Annotated in this window: 12 protein-coding genes and 1 pseudogene; 4 read left to right on the top strand and 9 right to left on the bottom strand. The window is 63.0% G+C overall.

From position 1 onward, the window contains the following. Window position 1: 1 nt before the first annotated feature. The 9 genes from AC0L3N_RS11545 to AC0L3N_RS11505 form a co-directional block, all read right to left on the bottom strand. Window positions 2-1,825 (bottom strand): dipeptide ABC transporter ATP-binding protein, encoded by a 1,824-nt coding sequence (locus AC0L3N_RS11545; protein WP_473547723.1) that lies wholly within the window; start codon window positions 1,823-1,825, stop codon window positions 2-4. After that, window positions 1,822-2,748, bottom strand: a complete 927-nt coding sequence (locus AC0L3N_RS11540) for an ABC transporter permease (protein WP_473547722.1) — start codon at window positions 2,746-2,748, stop codon at window positions 1,822-1,824. Before AC0L3N_RS11540 ends, AC0L3N_RS11545 begins: the two co-directional genes overlap by 4 nt. After that, the gene (locus AC0L3N_RS11535; RefSeq protein WP_473547721.1) at window positions 2,748-3,728 is read right to left on the bottom strand and encodes an ABC transporter permease; all 981 of its coding nucleotides are present in this window, start codon (window positions 3,726-3,728) and stop codon (window positions 2,748-2,750) included. The genes AC0L3N_RS11540 and AC0L3N_RS11535 overlap by 1 nt, the downstream gene beginning before the upstream one ends. Before the next feature lie 123 nt (window positions 3,729-3,851). After that, window positions 3,852-5,435, bottom strand: a complete 1,584-nt coding sequence (locus tag AC0L3N_RS11530; RefSeq protein ID WP_473547720.1) for an ABC transporter substrate-binding protein — start codon at window positions 5,433-5,435, stop codon at window positions 3,852-3,854. 380 nt (window positions 5,436-5,815) lie between these two features. Then, window positions 5,816-6,625, bottom strand: a complete 810-nt coding sequence (locus tag AC0L3N_RS11525; protein WP_473547719.1) for a formylmethanofuran dehydrogenase subunit C — start codon at window positions 6,623-6,625, stop codon at window positions 5,816-5,818. Continuing rightward, entirely contained in the window at window positions 6,622-7,530 is a 909-nt protein-coding gene (fhcD, locus tag AC0L3N_RS11520) for a formylmethanofuran--tetrahydromethanopterin N-formyltransferase (RefSeq protein WP_473547718.1), read from the bottom strand. The genes AC0L3N_RS11525 and fhcD overlap by 4 nt, the downstream gene beginning before the upstream one ends. After that, window positions 7,518-9,149, bottom strand: coding sequence for a formylmethanofuran dehydrogenase subunit A (locus AC0L3N_RS11515; protein ID WP_473547717.1), 1,632 nt, complete (start codon window positions 9,147-9,149; stop codon window positions 7,518-7,520). Before AC0L3N_RS11515 ends, fhcD begins: the two co-directional genes overlap by 13 nt. Beyond that, complete coding sequence (locus AC0L3N_RS11510; RefSeq protein WP_473547716.1) at window positions 9,143-10,249, bottom strand: tungsten formylmethanofuran dehydrogenase; 1,107 nt, start codon at window positions 10,247-10,249, stop codon at window positions 9,143-9,145. Before AC0L3N_RS11510 ends, AC0L3N_RS11515 begins: the two co-directional genes overlap by 7 nt. A gap of 118 nt (window positions 10,250-10,367) precedes the next feature. After that, complete coding sequence (locus tag AC0L3N_RS11505) at window positions 10,368-10,748, bottom strand: 4a-hydroxytetrahydrobiopterin dehydratase (RefSeq protein ID WP_473547715.1); 381 nt, start codon at window positions 10,746-10,748, stop codon at window positions 10,368-10,370. Window positions 10,749-10,908: 160 nt separating this feature from the next. Between AC0L3N_RS11505 and AC0L3N_RS11500 the strand changes: the two genes are divergently transcribed. The 4 genes and pseudogenes from AC0L3N_RS11500 (at window position 10,909) to mch (ending at window position 14,873) form a co-directional block, all read left to right on the top strand. Then, the gene (locus tag AC0L3N_RS11500) at window positions 10,909-11,877 is read left to right on the top strand and encodes a beta-ribofuranosylaminobenzene 5'-phosphate synthase family protein (RefSeq protein WP_473547714.1); all 969 of its coding nucleotides are present in this window, start codon (window positions 10,909-10,911) and stop codon (window positions 11,875-11,877) included. A gap of 41 nt (window positions 11,878-11,918) precedes the next feature. Further along, window positions 11,919-12,812, top strand: coding sequence for an NAD(P)-dependent methylenetetrahydromethanopterin dehydrogenase (locus AC0L3N_RS11495; protein WP_473547713.1), 894 nt, complete (start codon window positions 11,919-11,921; stop codon window positions 12,810-12,812). 13 nt (window positions 12,813-12,825) lie between these two features. Beyond that, window positions 12,826-13,920 (top strand): ATP-grasp domain-containing protein, encoded by a 1,095-nt coding sequence (locus AC0L3N_RS11490; protein ID WP_473547712.1) that lies wholly within the window; start codon window positions 12,826-12,828, stop codon window positions 13,918-13,920. Continuing rightward, window positions 13,917-14,873, top strand: a pseudogene (gene mch, locus AC0L3N_RS11485) (methenyltetrahydromethanopterin cyclohydrolase). Before AC0L3N_RS11490 ends, mch begins: the two are co-directional and overlap by 4 nt. Window positions 14,874-14,912: the final 39 nt, after the last annotated feature.

The raw sequence follows: 14,912 nt of genomic DNA, 5'->3' as shown, positions 1-14,912 counted from the left end.
ATCATGCGGCGGCGCGGGCCCCCTGTCTTTCAACGAGGAAGCAGGCCGCCAACTCGCCGTGATTTCGCACCGTCAGCGTCGGGCTCTCGGCATGGCACCTGTCGAAGGCATGCGGACAGCGGCTGGCGAAACTGCAACCCGGCGGCAGGTCGATTGGGCTCGGCGGCTCTCCTTCGAGCAGGCAGTCCTCCGGCTTGTAGCGGCGCTCCTCCAGTGTCGGAACCGCGCTCAACAGCGCCTTCGTGTACGGATGCCCGGGATCGAAGAAAAGACGCTCATTGTGGGCGATCTCGACCACCTCGCCGAGATACATCACGGCAACCCGGTTACAGACGCGGCGGACCATTGCAAGGTCATGCGAAATGAACACGTAGGTCAGGCCGTGCTGGGCCTGCAGTTTTTCGAACAGCGCCAGCAAGCGGAACTGCTCGGTCTGGTCAAGCGACGACAGCGTCTCGTCCATGATGAGCACTTTTGGCTCGAGCACCATGGCGCGGGCGACATTGACGCGTTGGCGTTGGCCGGCGCTGAGCCCAAGCGGCAACTCATCGTAGAAGTTCCCGGGAAGCTCGACCTCGGCCATGACCGCCAGCACGCGTTCGCGTATCTCCTTCGCATTGCGCATGCCGTGCACACGCAGCGGATCCTCCAGGATCGCGCCGATCGATGTCCGCGGCGGCAGAGAGTTGAACGGATCCTGCAGCACCAGCTGAAAATCGCGCCGGAACTTCAGCAGCGTCTTGCCCCTCAGTTTCGAAAGATCCTCGCCATTGCAGATGACGCTGCCGCTGTCAGGAAACTCCAAGCGGCTGAGAAGCCTCATCAAGGTGGACTTACCGCAGCCGGACTCGCCGACCACACCGAAATTCTCGCCCGGCATGACGTCGAAGGTGACGTTGCGCACGGCGCGAACCTCGCTGTGGGCCGCGAAGGTTCCCCGCTTGCGAACGCGGTAGGTGCGGGTGGCGTCACGTATGCTGATCGTTGGCCCAGCAGCGGTTGTTGTACGCGGAACGGCGACCGCTTCGCTCGTCCAGATTTTCGGGATCTGGCTGATCAACTGCAGCGTATAGGGATGCTGCGGCGCGTCGATGAGCCGCCGCAGGGTGTTGCGCTCGACAATCTTGCCTTCAGACAGCACCAGAACCTGATCGGCCGCCTCCTTGACCGTCGGCAGCGAAGAGGAAACGAACACCACCGCGGTGTCGAAACGCTCCGTCAACTCGCGCATCAGACGCAGGACCTGCGCTGCGACTGTCACGTCGAGCGGCTGGGTGACGTTGTCGGCAACGAGAAAAGCTGGATTGCTGATCAAAGCGTCGACGATCAGCGCGCGCTGCATCATGCCACCGCTGAATTGCGAGGGGTACTCGTCGAAGCGTAGTCGTGGCGAGGGAATGCGAACCGCTCCAAGAAGGTCGATGACCCGCTTGCGGGCCTCCGAGGGATCGATGCCGGGCACTACGGCGCTGAGCTTCTCGACGATCTGGCGGCCGACCGGCAAAGTCGGATCCAGCGCTCCCATGGGATTGGCACCGACATAGGCGATCTCCCTGCGCAGCAGTCGCATCCGTCCGCCGGCCAGATCGAGGATGTTCTGCGACTTGTACTCGACCGAGCCGGACGAGATGCGCAGCGGCGGGTCGATCCAGTTGACCAGGGCTCGCGCCAGAACGGTCTTGCCCGAACCGCTGGCCCCGATGATGCCGACGATTTCGCGCGGCGCGAGATCGAAACTCACATCGGAGACGACCGGCCGGGCGCCCGCGCCCGTGCCCACTTCCACGCCGAGATTTTTGACCGACAGGACCGGGCTGCTGTTCACGACACGCCTCCGTAGATCCGGTTGCGGGCCCGCTCGAGCGAAGCGCCCATGAGGTTGATGCTGGTCAACGTAAGGCACAGGAATACCCCCGGCATAGTGGCGATCCACCATGCGTTGAGCAGGTATTTCCTGCCATCGGCGATGATGTTGCCGAAGGTCGGCGTCGGAGGCTGCACGCCGAGGCCGATGAAGCCGAGGATCGACTCGAAGATCATCATGCGCGCCACGTCGAGAACTGACACGAAGATGATCGGCGGCAGCACCAGCGGCGCGAGCAGCCAGACCATGATGCGAAAATCCGAAGCGCCGCTGACCTGGGCGGCACGCACATATTCGCTCTTGCGTTCGGTCATCACGACGCTGCGCGTGACGCGGGCATAAACCGGCCAGCTCGAAAGGCCGAGCACAAGGATGATCGCCGGGATCGTCGGCCGCGATACTCCGAGAACGGTGATCGCGAGGATGATCATCGGGATGGAGAGCTGCGCGTCGGTGATCCGCATGATCACCATGTCGATCCTGCCGCCATAATAGCCGGCGAGCGTGCCGAGCGAGCAGCCGATGATCAGCACCACCACCACGGTGGACAGGCCGATCAGCAGGGAATAGCGCAAGCCCACCAGACTGCGCACGAGCATGTCGCGACCGATCTGATCGGTGCCGAGCGGAGCAGCCCAGTTCCATTTGTCGCCGAGGAAGGGCGGCGACTGCAAACGGCTGGCGACGTTCATCTTGGTGGGATCGATCCCGCTCAAGGCCGGGTAGAGCAGCGCCGCGAGACCCAGTACGGCAAAGATCACGAGCCCGACCCGGAACTCGTTCGACGCCAGCGCCGCCTTCCATATCCGCCGGGACAGCGAAGCGCCGCGCTGCGCTTCCGGCGCCGTCGCTTTCAGGCTCAGGCTGGTTTCTACGACGCTCATCAGTATTCCAATCTCGGATCGATCAGGGTCGCGATCAGATCGACCGCGATGTTGATCAGGACGAAGATGGCGCTGGTGACGATCGCGATGCCCTGAATCAGCGGAAAGTCGCGCTGCAGCACGGCGTTGATGGTCAGAAGGCCCAGTCCGGGATAGTCGAAGATGAATTCGATGACGAGCACGCCGCCGAGCAGGCCGCTGATCTGGATGCCGAGGAGATTGAGCAGCGGAACCGAGGCGTTGCGCAGCGCATGCGCGAAGATGATCCGACGCTGGCTGAGCCCGCGCACGCGGCCGACTGCAATGAACGGCATCATCATTGCCGAGGAAATCGAGCCGGTCAGCGTCCGGATAAGAACCGGCGAAAGTTCGACAGCCAGCACGATTGCCGGCAGGATAGTGTAGGCAAAGCCCTTGTAGCCGATCGCCGGCAGCCAGCCGAGCTTCACGGACAGCAGCAGCGCAAGCACGATGCCGAGCCAAAAACCCGGCAGGGATATAAAGATCGACGACACGTAAAAAGCGACCCTGTCCGGCCATCGTCCAGGAGACAATCCGGCCGGGATGCCGACCAGGAACGAAAAGAGCATCGCGAACACGATCGCCAGAAAGGCGAGTTGCAGCGTCATCGGCAGGGTCTCGCCGATAAGGGTGAGCACGTCGGCGCGCTCGCCGCGCGTGGCATCCCCGAAACTAGATCCGCCGGTCGAAGCGCCGCTGGCCGGCCGAACGAACGACTGGCCGAGGTCGCCCCTGACGACACCGCTCATGTAGCGCCCGAATTGAACCAGCACCGGGTCGCGAAGCCCCATCTCCTCGGCGATCTGCTCGATCAGCGCCTCGGGCGCCATTCCGCCCGCCATCAGCCGGACGGGATCGCCCGGAACGACGCGAAGCAGGGTGAAAATCAGCAGCGTTACAAGAAAAATGATCAGCGCACCCTGGGCCAGGCGGCGGACAAGAAAGCTAATGATGAACATTCCATCTCCTGCGGCGAACGAAGCCCGAGGACTGGTTGCCGGCAGCCGAGTTCGTGTGTTCCACCCGGCCGTCGACGACTGTCACGGCCCGGGTTGTTTCTCCCGGGCCGCGGCTGGCGCCAATCAGGCGAACGCCCCCTTCGACGCGTCCATGGAGCCGTCTGGATAGATGAAAAGCCCCGTGAGAGACTTGTCCATCGCGTGGATCATGACGGAGGTGAACAGGGAGAACGACGGCACCTTCGCGGCAATCATCGGCATGGTCTCGGTCTGGAGGATCTGCTTGCGCTCCTCGAGCGACGCCGCGCTGCGCTCCTTGTCGAGTGAGGCGTCCAGTTCGGGATCGACGATGCCGGTAATGCGCTTGGATGAGGAATGGAAATGCGTACGCAGCACGAGGTCCGGCTCCGGCGAACCGGTCGACCAGCCGCAGTCGACCATATGGCCCGGACCACCGCCGGGACGGTCGTAGAGACGCTCGTTCCACGCCGCGATCTCCAGCACCGACAGCGTGACGGGGAACCCCTGCTCCTGCAGCATGGCAGTGATCACCTCGCCATACTCCTTGGTCTTGGGATAGAACCCGACCGAGGTGATGTATTCGAGTTCGGGCAGCCCCTGCCCCTTCGGGAAGCCTGCTTCGGCGAGCAGGGCCTGGCACTTCTCCGGGCTATATTCCGGATAGTTGGGCAGGTCGATATAGCCGAATTTCACCGGCGAGACATAGTTCGCCGAGGCATGGCCGGCTTCGCCGAGGATTTCGAGCAGCATAGACCGGTCGATCGCGTGACAGGCCGCCATGCGCACGCGCGGATCGTCGAAGGGCGGCTTGGAACAGCGGAACCACAGATATTTGTTCTCGACGGAGACCACGCTGCTGATCGCCACATTCTCGTTACCTTGCAGGGTCGCCACCTGCTCCGGTTCGAGCCGTTCCACAATGGACGCCTGGCCGTTCATCAGCGACAGCATGCGGGTGGTCGAATCGCCCACGAAATTGAAGCTGATGCCGGGGATAGTCGGGGCCCCGAGGAAATAGTCCGGGTAGGCCTCCAACACCGTGTCGTTGCCTCGCTGTTCGACGAACTTGTAGGGCCCGGTGCCGTTCAGGCGCTGCGAAAGCGGTCCGCTCGGCCCGGCGGCGATGTCGGTTGCCGACAGCATCGGCAGGTAGGATGCGAGGAAGATGAACAGGTGCGCCGGATAGCCGCCCTTCGATGTGTCGACGATCACCGTATAGTCGTCCGGCGTCGTGATCGTCAGCGTCTCAGTCGGGCCAGGATACCATTGCGCCGGCCGGTCGGGCTGCGACCCGTATTCGAAGGTCGCCTTGACGTCTTCCGCCTTGAACGGCTTTCCGTCGTGGAACTTCACCCCTTCACGTAGCTTGATCTCAAGCTTGGTCGGCTCAAGCAGGGTAATCTTTGTGGCGAGTTCGTAGATGACCTCGTCGGGATTTTCGACGCGCATCGGCGTGCGCGTCAAGAACCCCATGACGAAACCCTCGATGTTCTTCTGCGACAGCGTCGTGTGCGCCGTCGGATCCCAGTTGCCGGTGATGTTCTCGGCCGACAGGAAGACCAGTTGCTTGCCCGCCTGCGCAGCCGCGCCAGAGACCAGGAATTCCGGGTTGATCACCATAAGCCCAGCGCCTGCTCCGAACGCCGCCATGCCTTTCATGAAATCGCGCCTGCTTGACTCGCTCATCTGTCGTTCCCCTTTTTCATTATGTGGTTTTGTGGTTTTCCTTACGTTAGCCAAAACTCTCCGCTTGGCAACACAGATTCTTGCTGCGTGCTGCGGATACTGCGCAAGGAGAGACGAACTCGCCCTACTTTGTTGATATTTTGGGCATATTGGCGCAAAAACGTTCTGCTGGAGAAGGCGAGACGGCCCGCATTGCCCAACAAGGCGGCACGAAATTGGGCTTTTGGATTGGTGTGGTTTCTTCCAAAACGTCGCAAAGCCAAACAGTGTGCGAAATGTCTCGCGGGAAGAAATCAGCAGTTCACCGGAACATGCAGCTGCAATTTGCGGATGTCGGCCGGAGCACGGCGCTGAAGGCATTGCTTTATCAGCAGCACGCCTCAGCGAGGGAAAAGAACCTCACCCATTCCAAGCACCGCGTTGTCACCGCCATATTTCTGCGGCGCGATGCCCAGAATCGGCCGTTTCAAAATACCCTCGGCGATCAGATGGCGATCGATGACGGCGGCGAAAACGCTCTCCGGCGCACCGCATTCGACGAAACTCGGCGACAGGCTTTTCGGCGCGCGATCGAGGAGGATCGAACCGCGACGCATCAGATAGCCGGGCATCTCGCCGGTGCCGCCGGCCACCACCAGCGTGCCGGCGATCATGCGGCTGCCGGCATTGTCGCCTGAGCCTTTCAGCACCGCGATCAGGCCGCGCCGCATCCGGTCGGCTGCAAAAGCGCCGGCTTTGCCTCTGACGATCAGCACGCCGCCATTCATGCCGGCCAGTTCCCCGGCGAGCGGCGCACCAAGGTGATCACCGGCGTTGCCTGTTATTTCAAGCCTGCCGCCGCGCATGCCGGAGCCGGCATGCGGACCTGCATTGCCTTCGATCGTGAGCGTGCCGCCGCGCATGACGCGCCCGGCCTGGGCGCCGGCATTACCGACGACGCGAACCGAACCGCCCCGCATGCCTTCCGCCACGCGGTCGAGGCGCGCGCTCCCACCTTCGAACACGATGTCCAGCGGATCGTTGCCGGCGACGCGAAAGATATCGCCGACCTTCGATCCATGCTTCGACATGCCGATCTGGATTTTTTCGATGTCGCGCCTTTCGATCCCGGCAAGCCGCTCCGGCGTCAGCGGCGACAGGTCAAGGCGCTCGGGCGGCTCGGCGACAAGGGTGAAGGTCAGCGCTTTCACGGCAGCATATCCTTCAGCGAATAGGTGAACTTGCCGAGCTTGCCGCCGTAATTGCCGGCGCTTATGCGAACCGCGCCTCGCTTCGGCCCAAGCTCGATGACGGCCTTGATGCCGGCCTTCATCGCGGCGGCAACGGCATCGTTGGTCTCGCCATCGATGACGATTTCCAGGACAGCGTTGATGTCGGAACCGAGCTCACTCCTGACAACACCGCGCAATGTCGGCGCGTAGGCTTCGTTGGCCGAGGCGATCATGCCCTTGTATTTACCACCGATCTTGGAACCCGAACGGGCGATGCCGCCCGGAAACGGCACGATCGCGCCCGGCACCAGGCCTATCGCGGCAACCGCGCCTTCGGCGGCAACCAAGGCCTTAGCGCTGCTTTCAGCCATGACGAAGAAATTGCCGCCGCCGACGGCAGCCTTCGTCAGCCCGGTCGTCGCTTCGCACAGGAATTCGCCATCCATGACGGGAACGCGCCAAAAATGCCTGCCGCCGATTTTCTTGGATATCTGCCAGCCGTCGCCAAAATAACGCAGCGCCGAACCGAGCTTCAACTCGGCGCTGCCCTCCAGTCCGGCGAAGCAGGCGGAACCCGGCGAGGTCAAGACACACTGGCCGACGCGATTGAGCAGTTGTTTCTGCAACTCGTCTGTTCCCATCGCAAAGATCATCACGCGGCAGCCGGGCCGGCCATCCGGTGTGGCCGATGGCGGCAGGTCGACATCGATTGCCGCTTCGCAGCCGCAGCCGATCACCGAGGTGGCAAAGCCGGTCATCGTGATCGCCGCCTGGCGGGCCCATTTCCGGTTCGGCGCGGTGATGATGATGGCGGTCGCGCGCATGCCGAAGGCCTCGGCAAAGGTATCGTCGATCACTATGCCATTTACGCTCACGTTCGGCATGCAACCTCGCCGAATGGCTGTTCGCGCGCGATCGCGGAATCCGGGAAATTGAACCAGTCCAGCGACAGGCCATAGCGTTGCTGGTGATAATCCTCCAGGCGCCGCACCATCGCCTTGTCCGGCGACGGATTGAGCCTGAGCGCCTTGCCCCAGCGGTAATGGGTGATCTCCCCATCCTGCACGACGAGATCGCCATCCTTGAAGACGTACGCCGCCTGCCCCAGCATTTTCGCGATATTCCCGTCCCTGCGGTAGACAGCGATATCGGCTATGGCGCCGGCGCCGAGATGACCCCGGTCTGTCAGCCCGAGCAGCTTGGCTGGGGCCGCGCGCGTCATGACGGCAATTTCCTCGAACGTGTATTCGCGGTCGACTGCGGCCAGGGTGGAGAGCGCCATGGCGGATTTTGGAAGTCCGGCAATCATTTCGGTGCGCGCTTCCCGGTTCATCAGCAACTCGAACAGGGCCGGATAGGCGGTAAAGGGCGCGCCGTTGGGATGATCGGTGGTGAAGAAGACACGCCAGGGATCGTTGATCAGGAGAAAAAGCTCGAGCCCGATCGCCCACTGCATCGTGCCATAGAAATCTTTGCCATAGCTGTAGGGCACGATGCCGCCGCCATTGCCGTCGCCGTCATGAATGACGGATTTCTTCGGCTGCGCACCGCCACGCGCCGAAAACTGCCGCATGACGTCGGAGGAGATGGTGACCGTCTGGCCGAACATCACCTGGCCGATATCGATGGTGACTTCCGGCGTCGCATTGACCAGTTCGGCAAGACGCGCCGCGGCCGACGAAAACTTGCGCTTGCCTTCCGTGCCGTAGCCGTAGAACTGGAGATGGGCGAGGTGCAGCGGCAATCCTTCCGCCGCCGCGATCGTCGCGGCCGCCGTGTCCGCCGATCCGGGGCCGCCCAGATTGTTGCAATGGACATGCAGAGGATGCGGGACGCCAAGGCTGTCGACGGCCGCCTGTAGCGTCTTGACGATCTTGCGCGAGCTGACGCCATAGGAAGGCACCACATCGTCCAGCGAGAAGGTGCGGACGTTTTCCTTGAAGGCGGCCGCCGCACCGGCGTTGATCACCTTGACCCCAAGCGCCCGCGTCGAGGCGACCGTCCATGCGACATAGTCCTCGATCATTTGAGACGAAGCGTCGTCGCGGATCATCGACAGCAGGAAATCGTCGTTGCCGAGAATGGCGAGCGTCGCCTTGTCGATGATCGGGATGTCGGCCAGTTCGAGATGGGTGTGAAGTGCGGCTCCCGGCGACATCGCCGGCTCGACCACCGTGGTGAAACCCATCTTGGCGTAGAGGCAGCCGGTCTGGAAGGTCGACCAGCCGGCGTTGGAGAGCGGCGTCGTCGCCGGTCGCGCCTGGTGCGCGGCATGCTGTTCGGGCAGGAGCAGCCGTGCCGTATTCACGTTGCCGCCACCGATGTGGGAATGGATGTCGATGGCGCCCGCCATGACAATGCAGCCGGCAGCGTCGATGGTCCGCTCGGCAGCGCCACCCGCCGGCGCCGCAACGATCTTGTCGTCCCTGACCCAGAGGTCGCCCTTGCCGAGACGTCCGTTGACGGGATCGATGATGTCGCCGCCGGCAATTTTCGTCAGCATGGCAACGCGGCCTCGGCGGAGACATGAGTGGCGACTAGGCGGATAACAGTCGCAGCGGAGGGCAGTTCGGAGGCCGCTCGCGCATCGATCGACCGCAGCGAACCGGTGCGGCCGGAATAGACCACCGCCTCGTGATCGACGCCCGCTTCGCCAATGGCGATGGTGACCGCAGCACCCGCGATCGGCTCCTCCGTTTTCGCCAGCGCAATCAGCGCCATGCGGTTCTTTTTCTTCTGCGGCTGGACAATTGAGGACGATATCCGCAGGTGCAGGTCGGCTTCGCCGGCAGCGATCATGCGCGCGACATCGTAACGCCAGGGATCGAATTCCGGGACGCCGCGCGCAAAGCCGGTGCGCAGCGGAAAACCCGTCATCCAGGTCGAGGCGAGCGCGCTACCCCATCCGTTCTCGCTTGCCGGCAGATGCAGGCCGGATGCGCGTGATTTGCGGTTGAGATCAGTGATCAGTCCTTGCAGCATCTCAAGCGCCAGCCCTTCGGTTGCGTCGCCTGAAAACAGGAAGACGGGAAAATGCGCAGCCTCCAGGGCTTTGGTGAAATCGTCGAAATTCGACACCGGCTGCGATGTCTGTCGCCCCCTGCACTGCGTCCTCAGAGCCGCCAGCGTCGCGCCGAGGCTTGCCTCGCCGCAGGACAGGAGCGTCGCCGTCCGCCTGTTGCTCAACGGCGGCGCAGACGCCCCGTTCGACCCGACCAGAAAGAATTCGCGTTGATTCTTGGCCGAGAGATCGGGGGCCGAGAGATCGGGAACCGTGGCTGAGAGTTCGCAGACAAATTCATGATGGATTTGCGGGAGTTCGCCGACAATCACCACGACATCGGCGCGCCGGCGCGTCTCGCCGGGCGCAACGGTCATCGCGCCTTTGTCGGTAAAAAGCGCGGTCTCCCGGGAAACTGCCGCGCCGTCGACATGGTCGTATGCCGCGCCAACCCGCTCAGCCAGCGCGATCGCCGCCCTGGTGCCGTGTATATCCGTATCCAAGCTGAAAACCGGGCACCGGCTCGACCCCAACAGCGCGGCGGCATGTGCAGCCGCGCGCTCGACCAGCGTTTCCCGGTTGCCGATCCAAGCAACCGCCATTCACTACGCCACTTTCTGGTGCCGGCCTGATCCTAAACGAAACTGGATCGGCCGTGAACCCCGCCAGCTGGCAGATTAGCGAATGTTTTCATGCGCTATCAACAAATTCCGACCGCGCTTAATCATATTTGATGTAAGCGAAGCGCTGATCGGTCGGCGGAGTGCCTTCCAGCGCGCCGCCTTCCTTGGCCGGCTGCCACTGGACGACATCCTCGATCTTTTTGGCCAGCTCGAAGTCTTTGTCGGTGATGCCCTTCGCTGCGTGGTTCATCAGACGCACTTCGACCCAGGCGTAGGAAGCCGTGATGTCGGGATGGTGCCACGCCGCCTCGGCGAGATGGCCGACCGTGTTGATGACCATCAGTGTCGATTTCCAGCTATGGGTCTTGTATTTGCGCCGGATCCAGCCGTTCTCGTAATACCATTTCGGCAGTTCCTTCTCGAGCCGGTCGGCAATCTCGGCTTCCGAATAGACTTTTTCCTTAGGCGTCTCGTTCATCTCGACCTCCGCGACTTGCCCGGTCCGTTTTCGCGCCGGGGCCAAAAGAAGATAAAACGAATGCACTCTCTCCGGCTTGCCCCTTCGACGAAAACAGCTATCATGGCGACGGGCACCTAAACTTCCATGATGCGTCTATGATGCACCCATCGGGGGGTAGATGTCGAATTCTGTTACCATACGAGTGCCCGCCCGCCTGCACCTTGGCTTCCTCGATCTCAATGGCGATACCGGACGTCGCTTTGGCAGCGTCGGGTTACCTCTGAGCGAACCCGAAACCGTCGTCACCCTGTCGCGGTCTAGCGAGACCATCGTCGAAGGCACCGAGAGCCGGCGCGCTGGCGAACATTTGTCGACGCTCTGCAGGCATCTCGGCATTCGCGGCCAGCACCGTCTGGTGGTCGAACAGTCGATCCCGAGCCATGCCGGGCTGGGCTCCGGCACGCAGATCGCCCTTGCCGTCGCCTCGGCGCTGCGCACGCTCCACAAACTGCCTCTCGATATCGGCGGCGACGCGACCCTGCTCGATCGCGGCGGACGATCCGGCATCGGCATCGCCAGTTTCGAAAGCGGTGGTGTCATTGTCGATGCGGGCAAGGACGACAGCGGCAGGCCGCCGCCGGTCGTGGCGCGATTGCCGTTTCCGGAACAGTGGCGCGTCATCCTGATCCTCGATCATGGCGGGCATGGACTGCATGGCGATGCCGAGATCGCGGCGTTTCGTTCGCTGCCGCCCTTCCCTGCTTCCGGCAGCGGCGAGATCTGCCGGCGGGTGCTGATGGGCATTATGCCGGCTCTGGTCGAACACGACCTTCCAGCCTTCGGCGCTGCCGTCGCCGCGATCCAGATGCTGATCGGCACCCATTTCGCCCCCGCGCAAGGCGGCGTGTTCACCTCGAAGCGGGTCGAGAGGGTGGCACACGGTCTCAATGAAGCGGGCGCTGTCGGCATCGGCCAGAGTTCGTGGGGACCAACAGGGTTTGCCTTCGCCCCATCGCAGGACGCCGCAGTCAGCTTCGTCAGCGCGGTTCAGCAGACAGTTGAAGACGGCATCGAGATCAGGATCGTCAAGGGCAGGAATTCCGGCGCGAAGATCAGTTCGACCAAACTTGATCTCGTCGGCAGCTGACGGCTGGGCAACACGATCAGGTTCAAGAAGAAAGGCGAGAAATGGCCCGCAAACACATCCTGCACATGCTGACGCCGTTGAAGCATATGAGCCCTTTCGACGTGAACATGGCTCTCGATGCAGGTTTCGACGCCGTCGTCCCCTATGTCGATGTAAGCCTGGGAGAGGTGACAGGCCTCGTGCAGGACGCGATCTTCTCGCGCCCGCCCGATGCGGGCGTCGATACCGGCATTTTTATCGCCGGCAAGGATGCCTCGCTGGCGCTCGACATGTTCGACGCAGCGCGAAAAGCGATGGTGCCGCCTTTCCAGGTTTCGGTATTCGCCGATCCGGCCGGCTCGTTCACCACGGCCGCGGCGATGGTGGCCAAGGTCGAAAAAGCGCTGGAGAAGAAATTCGAGCGCGGGCTGAGGGACACGAGGATCGCTGTTTTCGGCGCCACCGGCGTCGTCGGCTTCTGCACTGCCGTCATCGCGGCCAGGGAAGGCGCCCGGGTCACGCTTGTCGGTCATGACGGCATCGAGAGGGTCGAGCAGATCGCGGCCGAGATCAAAGGCCGTTTCAACATCGCCGTGGATGCGGCCGACGGGTCGAGCGACGCCCGCAAGACGAAGCTGGTCGAGGCGAGCGAGGTGATCCTGGCGTGCGCCAAGGCCGGCGTCCAGGTGGTCTCGAAAGCGCAGTTGAAAGGCGACGGTCTGCTCATTGCCGCCGACGTCAACGCGGTCCCGCCGGCCGGCATCGAAGGCGTGGCCGTCAATGCCAATAGCGATCCCCTCGAAGCGGCAAAAGCTGTCGGCATTGGTCCGCTTGCTATCGGCAACGTGAAATACAAGGTCGAATTCGGCCTCTTCAAAAGAATGATCGAAGCCGAAAAAACCATCACGCTCGATTTCCAGGAAGCATTTTCCCTTGCACGCGAAATCGCCAAATAACGCCGGATCTCTCTTGATCGCGGCGATTTCAGGCCGGGCGCTGGCTGCCGCTGCGCGCCGCGCCGGCTATCGTCCGCTGGTCGCCGATTTCTTTTGCGACACCGACACGGTCGCGCTTGCCGAACGCGCGACGATGCTGCCGGGCGACCTGCAAGGCGGCATCGACGGCGAGAACATCATCGAGACGCTTCAGCAATTGGCAGGAGACGACCAGCCGGTCGCCATTGTCCTAGGCTCGGGCTTCGAGCGGATGACGGAGACCGTCGATGAGATCGCGCGCCATTTTCCGCTCGCCGGCAATGGCGGCGGCGCGATCCGCAGGATCAAGGACCCGCAATTGCTGGCCGCCGATTGCGCCGAACTCGGCATTCCGCATCCGCAATTCCGATGGGACCGGCCGCCCGATCCGGAGAACTGGGTGGTCAAGACCGCGGGCGGCGCCGGCGGCACGCATATCAGACGGGCCGCCGGAGAAACCCCGGCCACCGGCCGCTATTTCCAGCGTTTCGTTGCCGGCCGCAGCATCTCGGCCCTGTTCGTCGGCGACGGCCAAACCGCTGATATCGTCGGCTTCAGCCAACAATGGGCGTCCCCCGCCCCGGCAGCGCCCTATCGCTATGGCGGCGCCGTGCGGTTGAGACGCTTCGATCGCAGGCAGGCGGCGATGATCCGTGGCTGGCTTTCAGGTCTGGCGGGCCGCGCCGGCCTGGTTGGATTGTGCAGCGCCGATCTCATTCGTGGGCCGGATGGCTACAAGCTCATCGAGATCAATCCGAGGCCAGGCGCCACGCTCGACATTTTCGACGATGCCGACGCGCCACTGATCGAAGCGCATCTGCGCGCCGCGGCAGGCAAGGCTTACCGTCTGCCGCGCTTCGTCGATTCGATGGCGTCGATGGTGACCTATGCCGCGGCGCCGATCGCCCGGTTTCCATCGATTGCCTGGCCTGAATGGACCGCCGACCATCAGTCGCCCGGCACCCGTCTGATTGCTGGCGATCCTGTCTGCACCATCTTCGCGCGCGGTCCGAGCGCCGATCTGACCAGGCGGCTTATCAAGGGACAAGCCAGCCGATTGCAACACCAATGGGAAGGAGACCGGACATGAAAGACGGTTCGGCATTCCTGAACGACAATGCGCAGCGCATCATAGACGGCATGATCGGCAACGCCGAACGCCTGCGTATCGCCGTTGCCAGGGGGCCATTGGGCGAATGCCTGATCGATGCCGGCGCCAAGGCCGCCGGCGGCGTCGAGGCCGGGCTGCACATGGCGGAAGCCGCGATGGGCGGGCTCGGCAGCGTTTCGGTCTGCATGGACCGCGCGTCGCGGAAATGGCCGCTCACCGTCGAAGTGCGGTCTTCGCAGCCGGTGCTTGCCTGCCTGGGCAGCCAGTATGCGGGCTGGAACCTGTCGAGCCAAGGCTATTTCGCCATGGGATCGGGACCGGCGCGGGCGCGCGCCCCCGTCGAACCCCGGTTAGAAGCACATTACTATAGCGACACAGCGTCATCAGCCGGGGGTATACAGGAGACCCCCCAACCCCCCCCCCACGCGCTCCTTTAGAAAGGCGGCAACGCCACAGGAATTCCAACCGAAAAGCTCACCTTCCTCTATGCGCCGACACAAAGCGTTGCAGGCAGCGTGCAGATCGTCGCGCGCGCGCTCGAGGTCGCCTTGCACAAGAGCAACGATCTCAAATTTCCGCTGGAGAACGTTGTCGACGGCATCGGCACGGCGCCTATCCCCGCCCCCCATCCGGATTTCCTGACCGCGATGGGCAGAACCAACGACGCCATCATCTATGGCGGCAGCGTTCAGCTCTTCGTCAAAGGCTCGTCGAAAGACGCCAGGGAACTGGCGGAGCAACTGCCGAGCCGCGCCTCGCGCGACCACGGCCACCCCTTCGCCGAGATCTTCAAGCGGTTCAAGGGTGATTTCTATGCCATCGATCCGCTGCTGTTCAGCCCGGCCGAAGTGATCGTGACAGCGATCGAGACCGGCGATACGTTTCGCACCGGCGAACGTGATCTGCAGATGCTCGAACGGAGCCTCGGTTAGACGATGGCGGTGCAACGGACTCATCTATCATCCGCTTGC

The sequence above is a fragment of the Mesorhizobium sp. WSM4807 genome (genome assembly GCF_055811615.1).
This window is presented reverse-complemented; position numbering and strand designations above follow the sequence as displayed.

What these genes read in the sequence shown, in the direction of transcription:
- AC0L3N_RS11540 (WP_473547722.1), bottom strand. Translation starts at nt 2,748, where the DNA reads ATGAGCGTCGTAGAAACCAGCCTGAGCCTGAAAGCGACGGCGCCGGAA.
- AC0L3N_RS11535 (WP_473547721.1), bottom strand. Translation starts at nt 3,728, where the DNA reads ATGTTCATCATTAGCTTTCTTGTCCGCCGCCTGGCCCAGGGTGCGCTG.
- AC0L3N_RS11530 (WP_473547720.1), bottom strand. Translation starts at nt 5,435, where the DNA reads ATGAGCGAGTCAAGCAGGCGCGATTTCATGAAAGGCATGGCGGCGTTC.
- fhcD (WP_473547718.1), bottom strand. Translation starts at nt 7,530, where the DNA reads ATGCCGAACGTGAGCGTAAATGGCATAGTGATCGACGATACCTTTGCC.
- AC0L3N_RS11515 (WP_473547717.1), bottom strand. Translation starts at nt 9,149, where the DNA reads ATGCTGACGAAAATTGCCGGCGGCGACATCATCGATCCCGTCAACGGA.
- AC0L3N_RS11510 (WP_473547716.1), bottom strand. Translation starts at nt 10,249, where the DNA reads ATGGCGGTTGCTTGGATCGGCAACCGGGAAACGCTGGTCGAGCGCGCG.
- AC0L3N_RS11505 (WP_473547715.1), bottom strand. Translation starts at nt 10,748, where the DNA reads ATGAACGAGACGCCTAAGGAAAAAGTCTATTCGGAAGCCGAGATTGCC.
- AC0L3N_RS11500 (WP_473547714.1), top strand. Translation starts at nt 10,909, where the DNA reads ATGTCGAATTCTGTTACCATACGAGTGCCCGCCCGCCTGCACCTTGGC.
- AC0L3N_RS11495 (WP_473547713.1), top strand. Translation starts at nt 11,919, where the DNA reads ATGGCCCGCAAACACATCCTGCACATGCTGACGCCGTTGAAGCATATG.